General features: G+C 73.2%; 10 protein-coding genes and 1 pseudogene. 6 read left to right on the top strand and 5 right to left on the bottom strand.

Annotation, left to right across the window (positions count from 1 at the left end):
* Nucleotides 1-4 precede the first annotated feature (4 nt).
* Nucleotides 5-358: a hypothetical protein gene (locus tag ACH4ZX_RS29225; RefSeq protein WP_398278999.1), complete on the top strand. Its 354-nt coding sequence runs from the start codon at nt 5-7 to the stop codon at nt 356-358.
* A gap of 195 nt (nt 359-553) precedes the next feature.
* On the top strand, nt 554-928 hold the full coding sequence (locus ACH4ZX_RS29220) for a VOC family protein (RefSeq protein ID WP_398278996.1): 375 nt from the start codon (nt 554-556) through the stop codon (nt 926-928).
* Nucleotides 929-995: 67 nt separating this feature from the next.
* Here the strand turns inward: ACH4ZX_RS29220 and ACH4ZX_RS29215 are convergent.
* Nucleotides 996-2,150 (bottom strand): annotated as a pseudogene (locus tag ACH4ZX_RS29215) (NlpC/P60 family protein).
* Nucleotides 2,151-2,613: 463 nt separating this feature from the next.
* On the opposite strand from ACH4ZX_RS29215, the gene pcrA reads away from it, so the two are divergent.
* Nucleotides 2,614-5,094, top strand: a complete 2,481-nt coding sequence (gene pcrA, locus ACH4ZX_RS29210) for a DNA helicase PcrA (RefSeq protein ID WP_398278993.1) — start codon at nt 2,614-2,616, stop codon at nt 5,092-5,094.
* Nucleotides 5,095-5,198: 104 nt separating this feature from the next.
* Here pcrA and ACH4ZX_RS29205 read toward each other — a convergent pair whose 3' ends face one another.
* A complete protein-coding gene (locus ACH4ZX_RS29205; RefSeq protein ID WP_398278990.1) occupies nt 5,199-6,707 on the bottom strand; it encodes a M23 family metallopeptidase in 1,509 nt (502 codons plus the stop codon).
* A gap of 219 nt (nt 6,708-6,926) precedes the next feature.
* Nucleotides 6,927-7,790: an esterase/lipase family protein gene (locus ACH4ZX_RS29200; protein WP_398278987.1), complete on the bottom strand. Its 864-nt coding sequence runs from the start codon at nt 7,788-7,790 to the stop codon at nt 6,927-6,929.
* Nucleotides 7,791-8,428: 638 nt separating this feature from the next.
* On the opposite strand from ACH4ZX_RS29200, the gene ACH4ZX_RS29195 reads away from it, so the two are divergent.
* Nucleotides 8,429-8,845: a cobalamin B12-binding domain-containing protein gene (locus tag ACH4ZX_RS29195; RefSeq protein WP_133927567.1), complete on the top strand. Its 417-nt coding sequence runs from the start codon at nt 8,429-8,431 to the stop codon at nt 8,843-8,845.
* A 374-nt stretch (nt 8,846-9,219) separates the two neighbouring features.
* Here the strand turns inward: ACH4ZX_RS29195 and ACH4ZX_RS29190 are convergent, their stop codons facing one another.
* Both ACH4ZX_RS29190 and ACH4ZX_RS29185 read right to left on the bottom strand, forming a co-directional pair.
* Nucleotides 9,220-10,851 carry a DUF5691 domain-containing protein gene (locus tag ACH4ZX_RS29190; protein ID WP_398278984.1) on the bottom strand — a complete coding sequence of 544 codons (1,632 nt, stop codon included), beginning with the start codon at nt 10,849-10,851 and terminating at the stop codon, nt 9,220-9,222.
* A 250-nt stretch (nt 10,852-11,101) separates the two neighbouring features.
* Nucleotides 11,102-12,451 (bottom strand): SWIM zinc finger family protein, encoded by a 1,350-nt coding sequence (locus ACH4ZX_RS29185; RefSeq protein ID WP_398278982.1) that lies wholly within the window; start codon nt 12,449-12,451, stop codon nt 11,102-11,104.
* 133 nt (nt 12,452-12,584) lie between these two features.
* Between ACH4ZX_RS29185 and ACH4ZX_RS29180 the strand changes: the two genes are divergently transcribed.
* The gene (locus ACH4ZX_RS29180) at nt 12,585-13,784 is read left to right on the top strand and encodes an AAA family ATPase (RefSeq protein ID WP_398278979.1); all 1,200 of its coding nucleotides are present in this window, start codon (nt 12,585-12,587) and stop codon (nt 13,782-13,784) included.
* A gap of 128 nt (nt 13,785-13,912) precedes the next feature.
* The gene (locus ACH4ZX_RS29175; RefSeq protein WP_398278976.1) at nt 13,913-16,459 is read left to right on the top strand and encodes a DUF5682 family protein; all 2,547 of its coding nucleotides are present in this window, start codon (nt 13,913-13,915) and stop codon (nt 16,457-16,459) included.
* The last annotated feature ends 150 nt before the right edge of the window (nt 16,460-16,609 follow it).

The following is a 16,609-nucleotide window of genomic DNA, read 5'->3' as shown; positions in this document are numbered from 1 at the left end:
CCTCATGGACGTACTCATCCATCTCTTCGTCGGCCTGCACATCATCGGCATCGCCGCGCTGCTCGGCGGCTTCCTCACCCAGATGAAGGCGATGGGCAACGGCACCGCCCGCTTCGTGCCCTCGATGCTCCACGGCGCGCTGACCATGCTGATCACCGGCGTGGCCCTGGTCGGCATCCACCAGGCCGAGGGCCACGAGGTCAACAACATAAAGATCGGCGTGAAGCTCGCCGTCCTGGTCGTCATCCTCGGTCTCGTCTACGTCAAGCGGGACGACGAGAAGGTGGACAAGGGCCTCTTCGGTCTGGTGGGCCTGCTCACCATGACCAACATCTTCATCGCGGTGCTCTGGACCTGACCCGAAGGGGCCGAGTAGCGTCACCTGACGTGAACACCGGACCGGCGCTACGCCACACACGGATTGGCCACCCGGTGGTGGGCTGATCGCATGGCGGCTGCCGAGGCGGCACTCCCTCAGTTCGGGACGCGGACCTCCAGGTGCTCGTGCACCGCGAGTCCGTTTGTCGTGCCGAGCGATTCTGAGGTCAGCCGTATGACAGTCACGTTCAACCACACCATCATCGCCGCCAAGGACCGCCACGAGTCGGCCCGCTTCTTCCGGGAGCTGCTGGAAGTGGCGGAAGCGCCTTCCTGGGGCCCCTTCACCAACATTCAGCTCCCCGACGGTGTGCTGCTGCAGTTCGCCGAGCCGCCGGTGGAGATCCAGATGCAGCACTACGCGTTCCTGATCGACGACGAACTGTTCGACCGGGCCTACCGGCGGCTCTGTGACCAGGGCGTCGAGCACTGGGCCGACCCGCAGATGCGACGCCCCGGTGAGACCAACAACGAGCACGGCGGCCGGGGCGTGTACTTCAAGGACCCCGCCGGCCACGCGATCGAGTTGATCACCCGCCCGTATCTGTAGCCGGGGCAGAGCCTGGTCGGGCACCCGGGACAGGGCGCTCGACCAGGTCAGGGCTGCACGTCTTCGCTCAGGCCGGCCGGACCACGCTGTGGATGATCGACGCGCCGCCGTAGTAGACCGACTCCTCGCGGACGTACGCGCCCGGCTTCGGGGCGTGGATCATCATGCCGTTGCCGATGTAGAGGCCGACGTGGCTGATGTCGTCGTAGAAGAAGATCAGGTCGCCGGGCTGCGCGTCGGCGAGCGAGACGGTGGTGCCCGCGTTCACCTGGTCGTAGGTGGTGCGCGGAAGGGCCACGCCGGCGGCCTTCCAGGCGGCCTGGGTGAGGCCGGAGCAGTCGTAGGAGTCGGGGCCGGTGGCGCCCCAGACGTACGGCTAGCCGATCTGCGCGCGGGCGAAGGCGATCGCCTTCTCGGCCTTGGTGGCGTAGGACGAGTCGGTGGTCGAGCTCCCCGAAGTCGAGGTCGAGGTCGAGCCCGTCGACGCGCTGCCGCTCTGTTCCTGCGCCTTCTGCTGCGCCGCCTGCTGAGCGGCCAGCTCGGCCGCTTGGCGCGCGGCCTCCTCCTGCTTCTTCTCGATCGCCGCCAGCCGCGCCTTCTCCTCGGCGGTCAGCTTCGACAGGAGCTGACGCGCGTCGGAGAGCTTCTTCTGGACGGTGGACTTGGCCGCCTGGAGGTCGCCCTGCGACTCGGTGAGCGTCTCGAGGCTCTTGGTGGCCTCCTGGCGCTTCTTCATCGTCGCGGACTGCTCGGTGACGTAGTCGTCGACGGCCTGCTTCTGACGGCCGGTGAGCCGGCTCATCAGCTGGGTCTGGTCGAAGTAGTCCTGAGGCGAGTCCGCGAGCAAGAAGGTCGCGGTGTCGGGTGCGGCGGCGCCGGTGCGGTACTGGGCCGCGGCGAAGGAGCCGAGTTCCTCCCGCGCCTCGTTCAGCTTCTGAGTGCGCTTGGCGACGTCGTCGAGGAGGGTGTCGACGTGCTTGCGCTGCTTCGCGGTCTTCTCCTTGGCCGCGTTGTACTTCTCGGTCGCCGACTCGGCCTGACGGTACAGGTCGTCGACCTTCTTCTCGACCTCCTCCAGGCTCGGCTTCCCGTCGGCGACGGGGGCGGCGTTGGCCGACTGGGACAGCAGGGCCACGGAGGTGAGGGCGGCGGTGGCGAGGGCGGGGGTGCGGATGCCGGCCACGCGCGTACCCGCGGGGCGCGACTTGCGGTGCGACGCCAAGGGAGGCGACTCCTTCCATGCTCCGCCTACCGAGTTTGCGGTGGGGGTACCTCCCAGGCCGTTCAGGCACTGGGGGAGGGTTCGGGCGGGTGGATCGGAAGGGTTGCCCTACGGCCTTCTCCCCGGACGGAGAGTGGGCCGATTCACCCCAAGGTCGGTTGGGTCCCCGGCTCCGGAAGCGCGGCGGCGCGCCGGACTCGGCGGAGGCCGCACGGCCCGGCGACGTTCGCCGGTGGGGGTCGTTCGGCCTGCCCGGCACCGTAGCCAACTCGCGTGGCTCCTGTGAAGGTTGATGTTCGATATGCCCGATACATTTTCGTGACCTTTCACAGGACCCGCGGTGACGGTCACCGAAGGTGATGGATCGGCACGGAGCGTGCCCCAGGGGGCGGTGTCGCCGGATCCGGCGATGTTCTCAGGGCGGCGGCGGGCTGTCGGTGGGGCGCCCTAGACTCGGAGAGCGATGAGCAGCCTCTTTGACGACAGCTTCCTGGCGGACCTCCAGGCCCCCCGCGGGCACGAGGAGGAACCTCCGCCGCCGCCCGAGGACGATCATGTGCCGGAACCCGTTCCGGACGATCTGTTCGGCGGGAAGTTCGACGTGCCGCCGGACCGGGACGCGTACTACCGTGACGGCGCCCCCCGGCCCCCGGTCGACGCGGCCGCGCTCCTGGAGGGGCTGAACGACAACCAGCGCGCCGCCGTCGTGCACCACGGCACCCCCCTGCTCATCGTGGCCGGCGCCGGCTCCGGCAAGACCCGGGTGCTCACCCACCGCATCGCCCACCTGCTTGCCGAGCGGGACGTCCACCCGGGCCAGATCCTCGCGATCACCTTCACCAACAAGGCCGCGGGCGAGATGAAGGAGCGCGTCGAGCAGCTCGTCGGCCCCCGCGCGAACGCGATGTGGGTGATGACGTTCCACAGCGCGTGCGTGCGCATCCTGCGCCGGGAGAGCAAGAAGCTCGGGTTCACGTCGTCGTTCTCGATCTACGACGCCGCCGACTCCAAGCGCCTGATGGCCCTCGTCTGCCGTGACCTGGACCTCGACCCGAAGCGCTACCCGCCCAAGTCCTTCAGCGCCAAGATCAGCAACCTGAAGAACGAGCTGATCGACGAGGAGGACTTCGCAGCGCAGGCCACCGACGGCTTCGAGAAGACCCTCGCCCAGGCCTACGCCCTGTACCAGTCGCGGCTGCGCGAGGCGAACGCCCTCGACTTCGACGACCTGATCATGACGACGGTCAACCTGCTGCGCGCGTTCCCGGACGTCGCCGAGCACTACCGCCGCCGCTTCCGGCACGTGCTGGTCGACGAGTACCAGGACACCAACCACGCCCAGTACGCGCTCGTGCGCGAACTCGTCGGAACCGGCGCCCATGACGAGGACGTCCCGCCGAACGAGCACGACCTCCCGCCCGCCGAACTGTGCGTCGTCGGCGACGCCGACCAGTCGATCTACGCCTTCCGCGGCGCGACCATCCGCAACATCCTCCAGTTCGAGGAGGACTACCCGGACGCGACGACGATCCTGCTGGAGCAGAACTACCGCTCCACCCAGACGATCCTCAGCGCGGCCAACGCCGTCATCGAGCGCAACGAGTCCCGCCGCCCGAAGAACCTGTGGACCAACGCGGGCACGGGCGCGCGCATCACCGGCTACGTCGCGGACACCGAGCACGACGAGGCGCAGTTCGTCGCCGACGAGATAGACCGCCTCACGGACGCGGGCGAGGCCAAGGCCGGCGACGTCGCAGTCTTCTACCGCACCAACGCGCAGTCCCGTGTCTTCGAAGAGGTCTTCATCCGTGTCGGCCTGCCCTACAAGGTCGTCGGCGGCGTCCGCTTCTACGAGCGCAAGGAGGTCCGGGACGTCCTGGCCTACCTGCGGGTGCTGGCCAACCCGGAGGACACGGTGCCGCTGCGCCGCATCCTCAACGTGCCCAAGCGGGGCATCGGCGACCGCGCCGAGGCCATGATCGACGCCCTCTCCCAGCGCGAGAAGATCAGCTTCCCGCAGGCGCTGCGCCGCGTCGACGAGGCGTACGGCATGGCGGCGCGCTCCACCAACGCCGTCAAGCGGTTCAACACGCTGATGGAGGACCTCCGCACGATCGTCGAGTCCGGCGCGGGCCCGGCGACCGTCCTGGAGGCGGTGCTCGAACGCACCGGCTACCTCGCCGAGTTGCAGGCCTCCACCGACCCGCAGGACGAGACCCGCATCGAGAACCTCCAGGAACTCGCCGCAGTGGCGTTGGAGTTCGAGCAGGAGCGAGGCGAAGGCGAGGCCGGCACGCTGGCCGACTTCCTCGAACAGGTCGCCCTGGTCGCCGACTCCGACCAGATCCCCGACGAGGAGGACGGCGACGGCGTCATCACCCTGATGACCCTGCACACCGCCAAGGGCCTGGAGTTCCCGGTGGTCTTCCTCACCGGCATGGAGGACGGCGTCTTCCCGCACATGCGCGCCCTCGGACAGACCAAGGAACTGGAGGAGGAGCGGCGCCTGGCGTACGTCGGCATCACGCGCGCGCGTGAACGGCTCTATCTGACGCGCTCGTCGATGCGCAGCGCCTGGGGGCAGCCGTCGTACAACCCGCCCTCCCGCTTCCTGGAGGAGATCCCGCCGCACCACGTCGACTGGAAGCGCACGGGCGCCATGTCTCCGGTGTCCTCCGGTCCGGCGTCCGGGGTGGCGGCCTCGCTGTCGTCCTCCCGCTCGCGTTCCTCGGCGTCGGGCGCGTCCGGGTTCGCCACCCGCCGGACGTCCGAGAAGCCGGTGGTCTCGCTGGCCGTCGGGGACCGGGTGACGCACGACCAGTTCGGACTCGGCACGGTCGTGGGCGTCAAGGGCACGGGCGCGAACGCCGAGGCGACGATCGACTTCGGCGACACCAAGCCGAAGCGGCTGCTGCTGAGGTACGCACCGGTGGAGAAGCTCTAGCCGGTGGCCGGTGGCCGGTGGCGGGTGACCGGAAGTCGGGGCTGGAAGCCGGAGAGCCCCCGTCGGGAAGGCGGGGGCTCACGGGGGCGGGTGGTTGCGGGGGGTCAGTTCGGGTCGAGCCCGTGGCTGCGCAGCCAGGCGAGCGGGTCTATGGCCGCCCCTCCGCCCGGCCGCACCTCGAAGTGCAGGTGCGGGCCGGTCGAGTTGCCCGAGTTCCCGGAGTACGCGATCGGGTCGCCCGCCTTGACCGTCGTACCGGAGGCGACGCGGTAGCTGGAGAGGTGGCAGTACCACGTCTCCGTGCCGTCCTTCGCCGTCACGATCAACATGTTGCCGTAGGCGCTGTTCCACTGCGTGCGGACGGTCCCGTCGGTGGCGGCCATCACCGTCGTGCCGTACGAGACCGGGAAGTCGATGCCGGTGTGCACGGACATCCAGTTGATGCCGGCCTGGCCGAAGTAGGCGCTGAGGCCGTGCTGCGCGACCGGCAGGGCGTACTTGGGGCGCAGCCGCTCCTTGAGGGCGGCCTCGGCGGCCGCCTTCTTCTTCTCGGCCTCCTGTTGCGCCTTGAGGTCGATACGTTCCTGCGTGCGACTGGCCCGGTCGGCGAAGTCGTCGGCGCCGGCGGAGAGGATCTTGAGCTGGGTGTCCAGCTTGTTGTTGGCGGTGGACGGTTTCACCGCGTGCGCGTCCGAAGCCGTCGTGGAGGTGTCCTTGTCGCCGCTCAGGGTGCCGACGGAGGCGGCGGCGATGCCGGCCACGCCCATCACGCACGCCGAGGGCACGGCGATCGTCAGCAGAGCGGAGCGCTTGGCGGGCGGGCGGCGGCGGGAACGCGCCCCGTTGCGCGCGGCCGCGCGTGAGACGGGAGCCGGAACGACCTCTTCCTGGTCGTCGAGGAGCTGGTCGTCGGGGAGCGGGCCGACGGAGGGCAGTTCGCCGGTGGCGGCCATCTCCGGTTCGCCGTCGTCCGGGGTGGGGGCGTCGTACGCGTCCGGCCCGGCCGGTTCGAAGACGGCGGTCTCCTGCTGGTCGAACGGATCGGGCTCGTAGCCGTCGGCCGCGGGCGTGTCGCCGGCCGGTGAGCCGTCGGAGTTCCACTCCGTGGCGTCGTACGTGCCGGTCTCGAAGGTCTGCGTGCCCCATTCCCAGTGCTGGGTCTGGTCGGACGGGCCGCCCGAAGCGTCGGGCTGCAGCCACGCGTTCGCGTCCCACTGCCCCGAGACATCGGCCCCGGTGGCCTGCGGCGGGACGGTGGAGAGCCGCTGCTGGTCGGCGCCCCAGGCGGTCGCGTCGTACACGCCGGTGTCGTAGGCGGCGTGGTGCCGGGCCGCGTAGGCGTCGTAGACCGCGGTGTGCTGGACACCCGTCGTCCAGGCCGTGGCGTCGTAGGGGCCGGTGTCCTCGCCCGGGAGGCTGCCGAAGAGGGGGTCCGCGGCGAAGGTCGTGGTGGCGTGGCCGGTCGCGGTGAAGCCCGCGGCGTCGTGGCCGCCATAGGTGGTGAAGTCGCCGTACTGGGCTTCCTGGGTGCCGTACGGCGCGTAGTGCGCGGAGGCGGCGTCGGAAGCCTGGGCCGGGGTGGTCATGGTCCCCGACGGGTGACGGTCGTTCACCAACTTCTCTTTCGCCTCGACAACAGGGGCTGCCAGAGCAGTGCGGCGACTGTACCCGGCGGTATGCGGGCGCGACAATCTTCAACAGGTTTTGTGCGCGAAGGAAAAGGGCATTCGGACGTGTTTCGGGGGAGCGCGGACACGGCTTTGGCCCTATGTTCGAAGACTGTTCGATTCCGGGGCGGGCTGCCGGGCGGTCAGGGGTGGGCTGCCGGGCGGTCAGGCCACGGTGAGGCCGCCGGTGTGGGCGGCGGCTTCCGCTCCTTCGCCCGGGGCGTCGAGCGCCCGCCGTATGCCGGTCGCGACGGCCGGGTGCACCGGCAGGGCGAGGTGCCCGATCCCGCTCACCCGTACGTTCTGCGCCAGCAGGTCCGGGTGGTCGATGCAGGCGCTCTCCAGCGGGACCATCAGGTGGTCCAGGTCGCTCCAGAAGCTGACGAACTGCGTACGGCAGCCGGGTGCCGGCCGGGACAGCTCCTCCACCACCGGGGACCCGGGGCGCATCTGGCGCACGATCGGGTGAGCGTTCGCCAGCGGCGCCACCCGGGTGCCGGAGTGCGGGGTGCCGAGCGTGACCAGCGTCCGGACGCGCGTGTCGCCGCCGAGGCACTGCACGTAGTACCGCGCGATCAGTCCGCCGAGGCTGTGCCCGACGACGTCGACCTGCCTGCTGCCGGTGCGCTCGCAGATCTCCTCTATGTGCCGGCCGAGCAGCTCGGCGGCGGTGCGGACGTCGCACGTCAGCGGGGAGTAGTTGAGCGACTCGATCCGCTGCCTGCCGTGCTGGGCGAGGCTGCGGCGCAACAGGACGAAGACCGAGCGGTTGTCTATGAAGCCGTGCAGGAGGACGACCGGGGGGCCGGTCTCGGTCGGCAGCTGCGTGGCGCCGTCCGGTGAGGGGAGCGGGGCCGCCGGGCTCCTGCGCTCCTGGATGATGCCCGAGGGGTACAGCAGGAGGTGTCCCGCCAGGATCGCGATCTCCAGGGCCGTCGCCTTCAGGAGGGTCAGGGAGAGACCCGCCAGCCTGCTGGGCAGCAGCCGCTGGCAGAACGGGAGGAAAGGCAGTACCCCGCTGACCTTCATGGCCGACCTCCTGTCGGCACGCAGGAGAACGGCGCTGTCCCCCGTGTGCACTCGCGGTATGCCGTGGCAGAGGCGCTCGACGGGGCGCGAGCGGACGACGCGGGGCGGACGCGGCGTGCGGCGCACATGACGCGGGTGGAGCCTGTCGCGTCCGTGACGCCACCGACGTGCCGGGATCCCGTGCCGGTGTGCCGGCGAGGCTCCCCGCTGTCGTGCCTGACCTGCCCTGCGTGCCCTTCGTGTCCTGATCGAAGCGCCGCACCACCCCGGCGCGCGGTCTGCGGCGTGGTGGTGCGGCGACCTCGTTGCGGCTCCTGGTGCGCTACCCGCCGGAGCGGTGCGCGGTGAACGTGTCTCACTGTGTGATTTCCCCCTCGCTGTGCGCCGCGAAACTGCCGGGTGCGGGATGCTGGCGATAACGTTCGTTCACTTCCCCGGGCGGTGTGGCGCGGGGCGTCCGTGCCGTGACGGCACGACCCGAGCGGTGTGCGGCGGAACGTGCGCCGTGCGTGACGCGTCGCGTACGTGGCGTACGTGGCGTACGTGGCGTACGCGTCGGGCGGGTGAGGTGCACGGCGTGCGCGAAGTGTGCGGTACTTGTCGGTACGGATGGATGTAGTCGCTTCATGGAGGCAGTGATGGGTGTGGCAGCCGGTCCGATCCGCGTGGTGGTGGCCAAGCCGGGGCTCGACGGCCACGATCGGGGAGCCAAGGTGATCGCGCGGGCGCTGCGCGACGCCGGTATGGAGGTCATCTACACCGGGCTCCACCAGACCCCCGAGCAGATCGTCGACACCGCGATCCAGGAGGACGCCGACGCGATCGGGCTGTCCATCCTCTCCGGCGCGCACAACACGCTCTTCGCCGCCGTGATCGACCTGCTCAAGGAGCGGGATGCGGAGGACATCCTGGTCTTCGGCGGCGGCATCATCCCCGAGGCGGACATCCCGCCGCTGAAGGAGAAGGGCGTCGCGGAGATCTTCACGCCCGGCGCGACCACGCAGTCGATCGTGGACTGGGTACGGGCGAACGTCCGGCAGCCCGCGGAGGCGTAGCGCCTCCGGGGACGTGACCGGCGCCCGCCGTTTCCGGTGCCGGTCGGCGACCCGCGGCCTGTCCGGCCCACGGGCTTTCCGCGGCCCTTCCGGTCCCCGGGTTTTCCGTGGTCCGTCCGGCCCATGGGTGTTCCGTGGCCGGTCCGGCCCATGGGTGTTCCGTGGCCGGTCCGGCCGACGGGCGTTCAGCGGCCGGGCTGGCCGGCGGGCGGTCCATGGGTTGTCCGGCTGACGGAGGGCCCACGGCCCGTCCGGCGGGAGAGGGCGAGGGCGAGGTCGAGGGCGAGAGCGTACGGGCCGGAGCGAGGCCCGGGGGCGCGACACCCGGCGGGGCACGCCGACCTGGCGGGGCAGGCGGTCGCGCGGGCGGAGGCTCAGCCGGCCTTCCCGGCATCCAGCTCCTCGGTCATCGCCGCCCGCAACCGCAACGTCGTGACCAGCCGCTGGAACGCCTCCGCCCAGTACCCGCCGGCTCCGGGTGACGCGTCCTCCGGCTCGTCCGGCACCGCCAGCAGGGCGTCGAGGCGGCTCGCCTCCGAGGGATCGAGACAGCGCTCGGCCAGTCCCATCACTCCACTGAAACTCCATGGGTAACTCCCTGCGTCCCGCGCGATGTTGAGGGCGTCGACCACCGCCCGCCCGAGCGGTGCGGCCCATGGCACCGCGCACATCCCGAGCAACTGGAACGCCTCGGACAGCCCGTGCGCGGAGATGAACCCGGCCACCCATTCGGCCCGCTCGGCGGCGCCCAGCGTGCCGAGCAGCTTGGCCCGCTCGGCCAGCGACACCGCTCCCGGGCCGCCCGCCTCCGGGGCGGCCGGGGAGCCCAGCAGCGCCCGCGCCCACGCGGCGTTCCGCTGCCGTACGGCCGCCCGGCACCATGCGGCGTGCAGTTCCCCCTGCCAGTCGTCCGCCACCGGCAACGCCACGATCTCCTGCGGTGTACGGCGGCCGAGCCGCACGGTCCACGTCCCCAGCGGGGCCGCCTCCACCAGCTGGCCCAGCCACCACGACCGCTCGCCCCGTCCCGCGGGGGCCTTGGCCACGACACCGTCGCGCTCCATGGCGGCGTCGCACTCGTGCGGCGCCTCGACGAGGATCGTCGGCGTGTCCCCGGTGCGGTCGATGGCCACGCAGGCCTCGGCCCGCGCGGCCACGCGGGCGGCGAGCGCCGAATCCGGCAGTGCGGAGAGCAGTTCGGCGGCCGTCGCCCGGACGTTGCGGCTGCGGTCGGACAGCGCCTGTTCCAGGAAGGGTTCGTCCTGCGCGCCGAGCCCGGTCCGCAGTGAGTCGAGGAACATGAGGCGGTCCTCGGCCCGCTCCGTCGGCCAGGTCGTCGCGAGCAGTTCCCGGGCGGCGGCGGGCTCCCGGGCGCGCAGGGCGGCCAGCAGAGCGACCCGCTCGGCGAACAGTCCCTGCTGCCACAGCCGCCGCACCTCGTCGGTCTCGTCGAGGGCGGGCAGCGTCGTCCCCCCGCCCGGGGCGGCGCGCAGCGCGAACCGCCAGTCCGGGTTCATCCGGGCGAGCCACACGGCCCGGGGCCCGGCGAAGGCCAGCACCGCCGGACGCAGATCCGTACGCCCTCTGGCCGCGTCCAGCAGCGCGGGCAGCATGGGCGCGGGTGCCGCGAAACCGCGGTCGTTGGCCGCCGCGAGCCACTGGGGCAGCAGCTCCATCAGGTCCGGCGTGGTGCCCCGGCGCCCGCCGCCGCCCGTGCCGGGGCGGTCGGCCAGCAGCATCGCGAGCCTGCGCGCTGCCGCGGCGGGCAGCGCCGGGCGCCGGTCCTCGGGCGCCGGCCGCAGCCGCTCGGCGGCCCGGGCCGGCCGCAGCCCGGCCCGTCGCCGCACCGTCTCCGCGGCCGCTGTGTCCAGCAGGGCCACGGGGGCGTCCCGCCCCGGAGTGCCACCCGGCGGCGTCCGCCGTTCCGTCCCGAGCAGCGCCGCCGTCACCAGTTCCTCCCAGGCGCTCTGCGCGGGGGCGTCCACAGGGGCGGGGGTGCTGCTCATGCGGTTCCTCTCTGCCGGTGCCCGGAAGCGGTCGACAGGTCGTCCACTTCGGGTGTCCAGGGAAACGTGACATATGCGCGTATCAGGTGTGAAGGGGTGTGAACGGGTGAGTCGCTGAGGAGGTGGGGTGCGGCGACACCGCTCCGCACGGCGAGCGGGCCGCCGCTCGGGGCGGCGAGTGGGAATCTCGGGGCGGTGAGGGGATGGCTCGGCGTGGCGAGTGGGTGGCTCGGCGTGGTGAGTGGGCGGCTCAGCACAGCGGCACCACCTCGCCCGCGCCCTCCGGCCAGGCCGCCAGCGGAGCGAAGCCCTGGTGGCCGAACTCTCCGAAGACCTTGACGGGGGCGCCGCCCGAGAGGGCGACGAGGCGCCACAGGCCGGGGCGGGCACGGGCGGCCGGGGTGAGCGGCACCGCCGTGTCATCGTCGGCGTCCGCCAGCTGCCACGAGTCGCCGTCCGGGGCCGGCACGACCCGGTCGAGGGTGACCGGGACGGAGTCCAGCCAGGGATCGTCCCGCAGCGCCTCGCCGTACCGGGCGGCTGCCTCGGCCGTCGTCACCCCCGGCGGTCTGATGTCCGCCGGGGCGGGCGGCGCGAACTGCTCACCCAGGGCCACCCGCGGCTGCCCCGCGCCCGGATACGCGGACACCTCCGCCTCCAGGGCCAGCCCCACGGGCAGCGCCAGCTCCGGAGCCCGGCCCCCGGCGCCGTAGGACAGCAGCAGCGCTGTGCGGTCCGAGTCCGCGCCGTACAGCCAGATACGCCGGGTCGTCAGGCGGGCGTCCGCCGTGTCGTACTGGGCGAGCACGAGCCAGCGGTCCCGGACCGGCGGTCCGTCCGCCGAGGCGGGCAGCCCGACGCGCGCGCCGACCGTCGTCGCCAGGCCGGCCGGCAGCCGCTCGCGGTGCAGCCAGCCCTGGTCGAGGAGGTGCAGCAGCGCGCACTCCTCCAGCAGCCGCACCGGCCAGCCGGGCCCGGACGACGGGATCGCCCCCAGCTCCCGCACCCGGGCGGCCAGTCCGGGCGCCTGGGCGTCGACCATGCGGGCCGCCGTCTCCTCCCACAGCCCGTAGCCCGCCTGCTCCGCGCCGGCCAGGCCGCCGCGCAGCAGGTCGGCAAGGCGCTGCTCCAGCTCGGTCGCGCCCGCGGTGATCCGCTCGGCCCGGCGCTCGGCCCGGCGCCGCGCCGCCTCCGGGTCACCGGGCGGCGATCCCGCGTCACCCGCCGTCCGCTTCTCCGCAGCCCGCCTGCGTCTGCCCTGCCGCCACTGCTCCGCCCATTCCGGCGCCGCTCCCGGCGGCACCGCCCCCTCGTCGCCGGCCCAGAGCAGCAGCAGCCCGAGCGCGTGCTTGCACGGGAACTTACGGCTCGGACAACTGCACTTGTACGCCGGACCGGATGCGTCCGCGATGTCCACGACCGTCCGGTACGGCGTACTGCCGCTGCCCTTGCACAGCCCCCACACCGTCCCCTCCCCGGAACTGCCCGCCTCCGACCACGGCCCGGCCGTGGCGAGTTTGCTGCCCGCTTTGCGTGACGCGGCGTCAGGCGCCAGCGCCAGCACCTGGTCCGCGCTCCAGCGCACCCCCTGCTGAGTCATGCCATCGAAGGTAGAACCCGCCACTGACAATCGGCCTCGCGGGCACGTTTCCGCAGGTCAGAACGCATTGTCAGTGGCATGGTGCACGGTTGGTGGCAGATCCGAACCGGCCGAGCTGGAGGGGGCCTCAGCCATGACTGTGTCCGCAGAACCGATGTCCGTCGAACAGAGCGGGAACGGGTCCGCGCCCGCGAATCCGGGCACGGGCGCCCCTGCCACCGCGGCCGCGGGCACCCAGCCGCCCGCGCACGGAGCGGAGGCTCTGCGGCCGCACGCCGAGGACGCCTTCGCCGACGAGCTCGCGGCGCTGGCCGCGCACGACGACCGCCCGCGCCCGGCCCGCTGGAAGCTGTCGCCGTGGGCGGTGGCCACCTACCTGCTCGGCGGCACCCTGCCCGACGGCACGGTGATCACGCCGAAGTACGTGGGCCCGCGCCGCATCGTCGAGGTCGCGGTCACCACGCTCGCCACCGACCGCGCCCTGCTCCTGCTCGGGGTGCCCGGCACCGCGAAGACCTGGGTGTCCGAGCACCTGGCCGCGGCGGTCAGCGGCGACTCCACGCTGCTGGTGCAGGGCACCGCGGGCACGCCGGAGGAGGCGATCCGGTACGGCTGGAACTACGCGCAGCTGCTGGCGCACGGCCCGAGCCGGGACGCGCTCGTGCCCAGCCCGGTCATGCGGGCCATGGCGGAGGGCATGACGGCCCGCGTCGAGGAGCTGACCCGCATCCCGGCCGACGTCCAGGACACGCTCATCACGATCCTGTCGGAGAAGACCCTGCCGATACCGGAGCTGGGGCAGGAGGTGCAGGCGGTCCGCGGATTCAACCTGATCGCCACGGCCAACGACCGCGACCGCGGCGTCAACGACCTCTCCAGCGCCCTGCGCCGCCGGTTCAACACGGTGGTGCTGCCGCTGCCGGAGAGCGTCGAGGCCGAGGTCGACATCGTCTCGCGCCGCGTCGACCAGATCGGCCGCTCCCTCGACCTGCCCGCCGTGCCCGACGGCGTCGACGAGATCCGCCGCGTCGTCACCGTCTTCCGCGAGCTGCGCGACGGGGTCACGTCCGACGGACGCACGAAGGTGAAGTCGCCGAGCGGCACGCTGTCCACGGCGGAGGCGATCTCGGTCGTCACGGGCGGCCTCGCCCTGGCCGCCCACTTCGGCGACGGCGTGCTGCGGGCCGCCGACGTCGCCGCGGGCATCCTCGGCGCCGTGGTCCGCGATCCGGCGGCCGACCGGGTCGTCTGGCAGGAGTACCTGGAGGCGGTGGTCCGCGAGCGTGACGGCTGGACGGACTTCTACCGCGCCTGCCGGGAGGTCAGCGCGTGAACGGAACCGGAGGGGAGCGGTCCGGCGCAGGCCGGACGGTGACGGTTCGCGGGGCCCGGCGGCCCACCCGGGCCGGGAGGACCGGCCCGGCGCGGGCCCGGGCGGGACGGCGGAGCGAGGGGGAGGCTGTGACAGGTGTTGACGAGACCGCGGCGGCGGTGCCCGGGCCGGGGCCGTGGTTGCTGGGCGTCCGGCACCACGGGCCGGGCTCGGCGCGGGCCGTGCGGGCGGCGCTGGACGCGGCCCGGCCGGAGGCGGTGCTGATCGAGGGCCCGCCCGAGGCCAGCGCGCTGATCCCGCTCGCCGCCGACGAGGACATGCGGCCGCCGGTCGCCCTCCTCGCCCACGCCGTGGACGAACCGGGCCGCTCGGCGTTCTGGCCGCTGGCCGAGTTCTCCCCGGAGTGGGTCGCGATCCGCTGGGCGCTGGAGCACGAGGTGCCCGCCCGTTTTATCGACCTGCCGGCCACCCACACCCTGGCGTGGGGGAGCCAGGAACCGGCAGGCGCGCAACCCGGCGGAGCCGCGGGCGACGCAGCCGACGAGGCGGCGGCCCCGGACGAGGACGGCTCCGCGGGTGAGGGCGGCTCCGTCGGCGAGGACGTCTCCGCGGGCGGACGGGTCGGCGCGCCCGGGAACCCGGAGGGCAACCGGCAGGTGAACCTGCGGGGAGACGGCGAGGGCCCGGACGGCGGGTGTGCCGAGGAGTCCGGCCCGGGCGTCGACGTCCGGGTCGACCCCCTCGCCGTGCTCGCCGACGCGGCCGGTTACGACGATCCCGAGCGCTGGTGGGAGGACGTCGTCGAGCACCGGGGTGCGGGCGAGAAGGACGCCTTCGCGCCGTTCGCCGTGCTCGAGGAGGCCATGGGCGCGCTGCGGGAGGCATACGGCAGCGGAGGGCATGACCGGGACCTCGTGCGGGAGGCGTACATGCGGCTCCAGGTGCGGGCGGCGCGGCGCGAGTTCGGCGACGGCGTGGCCGTGGTCTGCGGGGCCTGGCACGTGCCCGCGCTGCGCCGCGGGACGGCGGTCTCCGCCGACCGGGCGCTGCTGAAGGGGCTGCCCAAGGTCAAGACGGACATGACGTGGGTGCCGTGGACCCACCGGCGGCTGTCCCGGGCCAGCGGGTACGGCGCGGGCATCGAGTCGCCGGGCTGGTACGGGCATCTGTTCGGCGCGCCGGACCGGCCGGTCGAGCGGTGGATGACGAAGGTGGCCGGACTGCTGCGGGAGGAGGACCGGCTTGTCTCCTCGGCCCATGTCATCGAGGCGGTGCGGCTGGCCGAGACGCTCGCCGTGATGCGGGGCCGTCCGCTGCCGGGGCTCGGCGAGACGACCGACGCCGTGCGGGCGGTGATGTGCGAGGGCTCCGACGTGCCGCTGGCGCTGGTGCACGACCGGTTGGTCGTCGGGGACGTGCTGGGGGAGGTGCCGCAGGCGGCGCCCGCGGTGCCGTTGCAGCGGGACCTCGTCCGGATCCAGCGCCGGCTGCGGCTGAAGCCGGAGGCGGCCGAACGGGAACTGGAGCTGGACCTGCGCAAGGACACCGACGCCGAGCGCAGCCGGCTGCTGCACCGGCTGCGGCTGCTCGGCATCACATGGGGCGAGCCGCGGGCCTCACGGGGCAGCACGGGCACCTTCCGGGAGACGTGGCGGCTGTGCTGGGAGCCCGAGTTGTCCGTGCGCGTGGCCGAGGCGGGCGTGTGGGGCACGACCGTGCTCGCCGCCGCGACCGCCAGGGCGGAGGCCGACGCCGCGGCCGCGCAGTCGCTTGCCGAGGTCACCGGTCTCGCCGAGCGATGCCTGCTGGCCGGACTGCCGGACGCGCTCCCCGTGGTGATGCGGGTGCTCGCCGACCGGGCGGCGCTCGACGCGGACGTCGGTCACCTGGCCCAGGCCCTGCCGGCCCTGGTGCGTTCCCTGCGGTACGGCGACGTGCGCGGCACACACACCGGCGCGCTCGCCGAGGTCGCCGCGGGGCTCGCCGAGCGGGTCTTCGTCGGGCTGCCGCCGGCCTGCGCCGCCCTGGACGCGGAGGCGGCGGAGCAGATGCGGGGCCACGTGGACGCGGTGCACGGGGCGGTGGGGCTGCTGGGCGACGTTCCTGTGCCGGGTCACCCCGACCTCGGCGGACGCTGGCACACGGTGCTGCGGGTGCTGGGACTGCGGGACACCGTGCCCGGCGTCGTCCGGGGGCGGGCGGTGCGGCTGCTGCTGGACGACGGGGAGCTGGCGCAGGAGGAGGCGGCGCGGCTCATGGGGCTCGTGCTGTCGCCGGGGACGCCGCCCGGGGACGCGGCCGCCTGGATCGAGGGCTTCGTCGGCGGCGGCTCGGGCGGCGGGATGCTGCTCGTGCACGACGAGCGGCTGCTCGGCCTGGTGGACGCCTGGCTGACGGGGGTGCCGGCGGAGGCGTTCACGGATGTGCTGCCCCTGCTGCGGCGCACGTTCTCCGCGTACGAACCGGGCGTCCGCCGAACCCTGGGCGAACTGGTCCGGCGCGGGCCCGCGCACCGGGGCGGCACGGCGGCGGGCGGCCCGGGCATACCCGGCTTCGCGGCCGCACTCGACCCGGGGCGCGCGGACGCGGTGCTGCCGGTGGTGCGGCTGCTGCTGGGACTGGACGGAGCGGCCGAGGCCGCCGACGACAACGATCTTGTGGGGGTGACGGCATGACCGTCGACGTGACGAGCAGGCCCAGGGCGGGGGCGGAGACGGCGGGTGCTGGACCGGACGGGGGGACGCCTCGGGCGCTGCGGGCGCACGCCGGTCCGAGGACGGCCGTCCCGGTGATCCCGCTGTGGGAGCGACCTCGCCCGGGGGCCC

The organism is Streptomyces sp. NPDC020490, assembly GCF_044335305.1.
Lineage (GTDB): Bacteria > Actinomycetota > Actinomycetes > Streptomycetales > Streptomycetaceae > Streptomyces.
The sequence above is the reverse complement of the archived record's forward strand: the minus strand, read 5'-3'. Positions and strand labels throughout refer to the sequence as shown.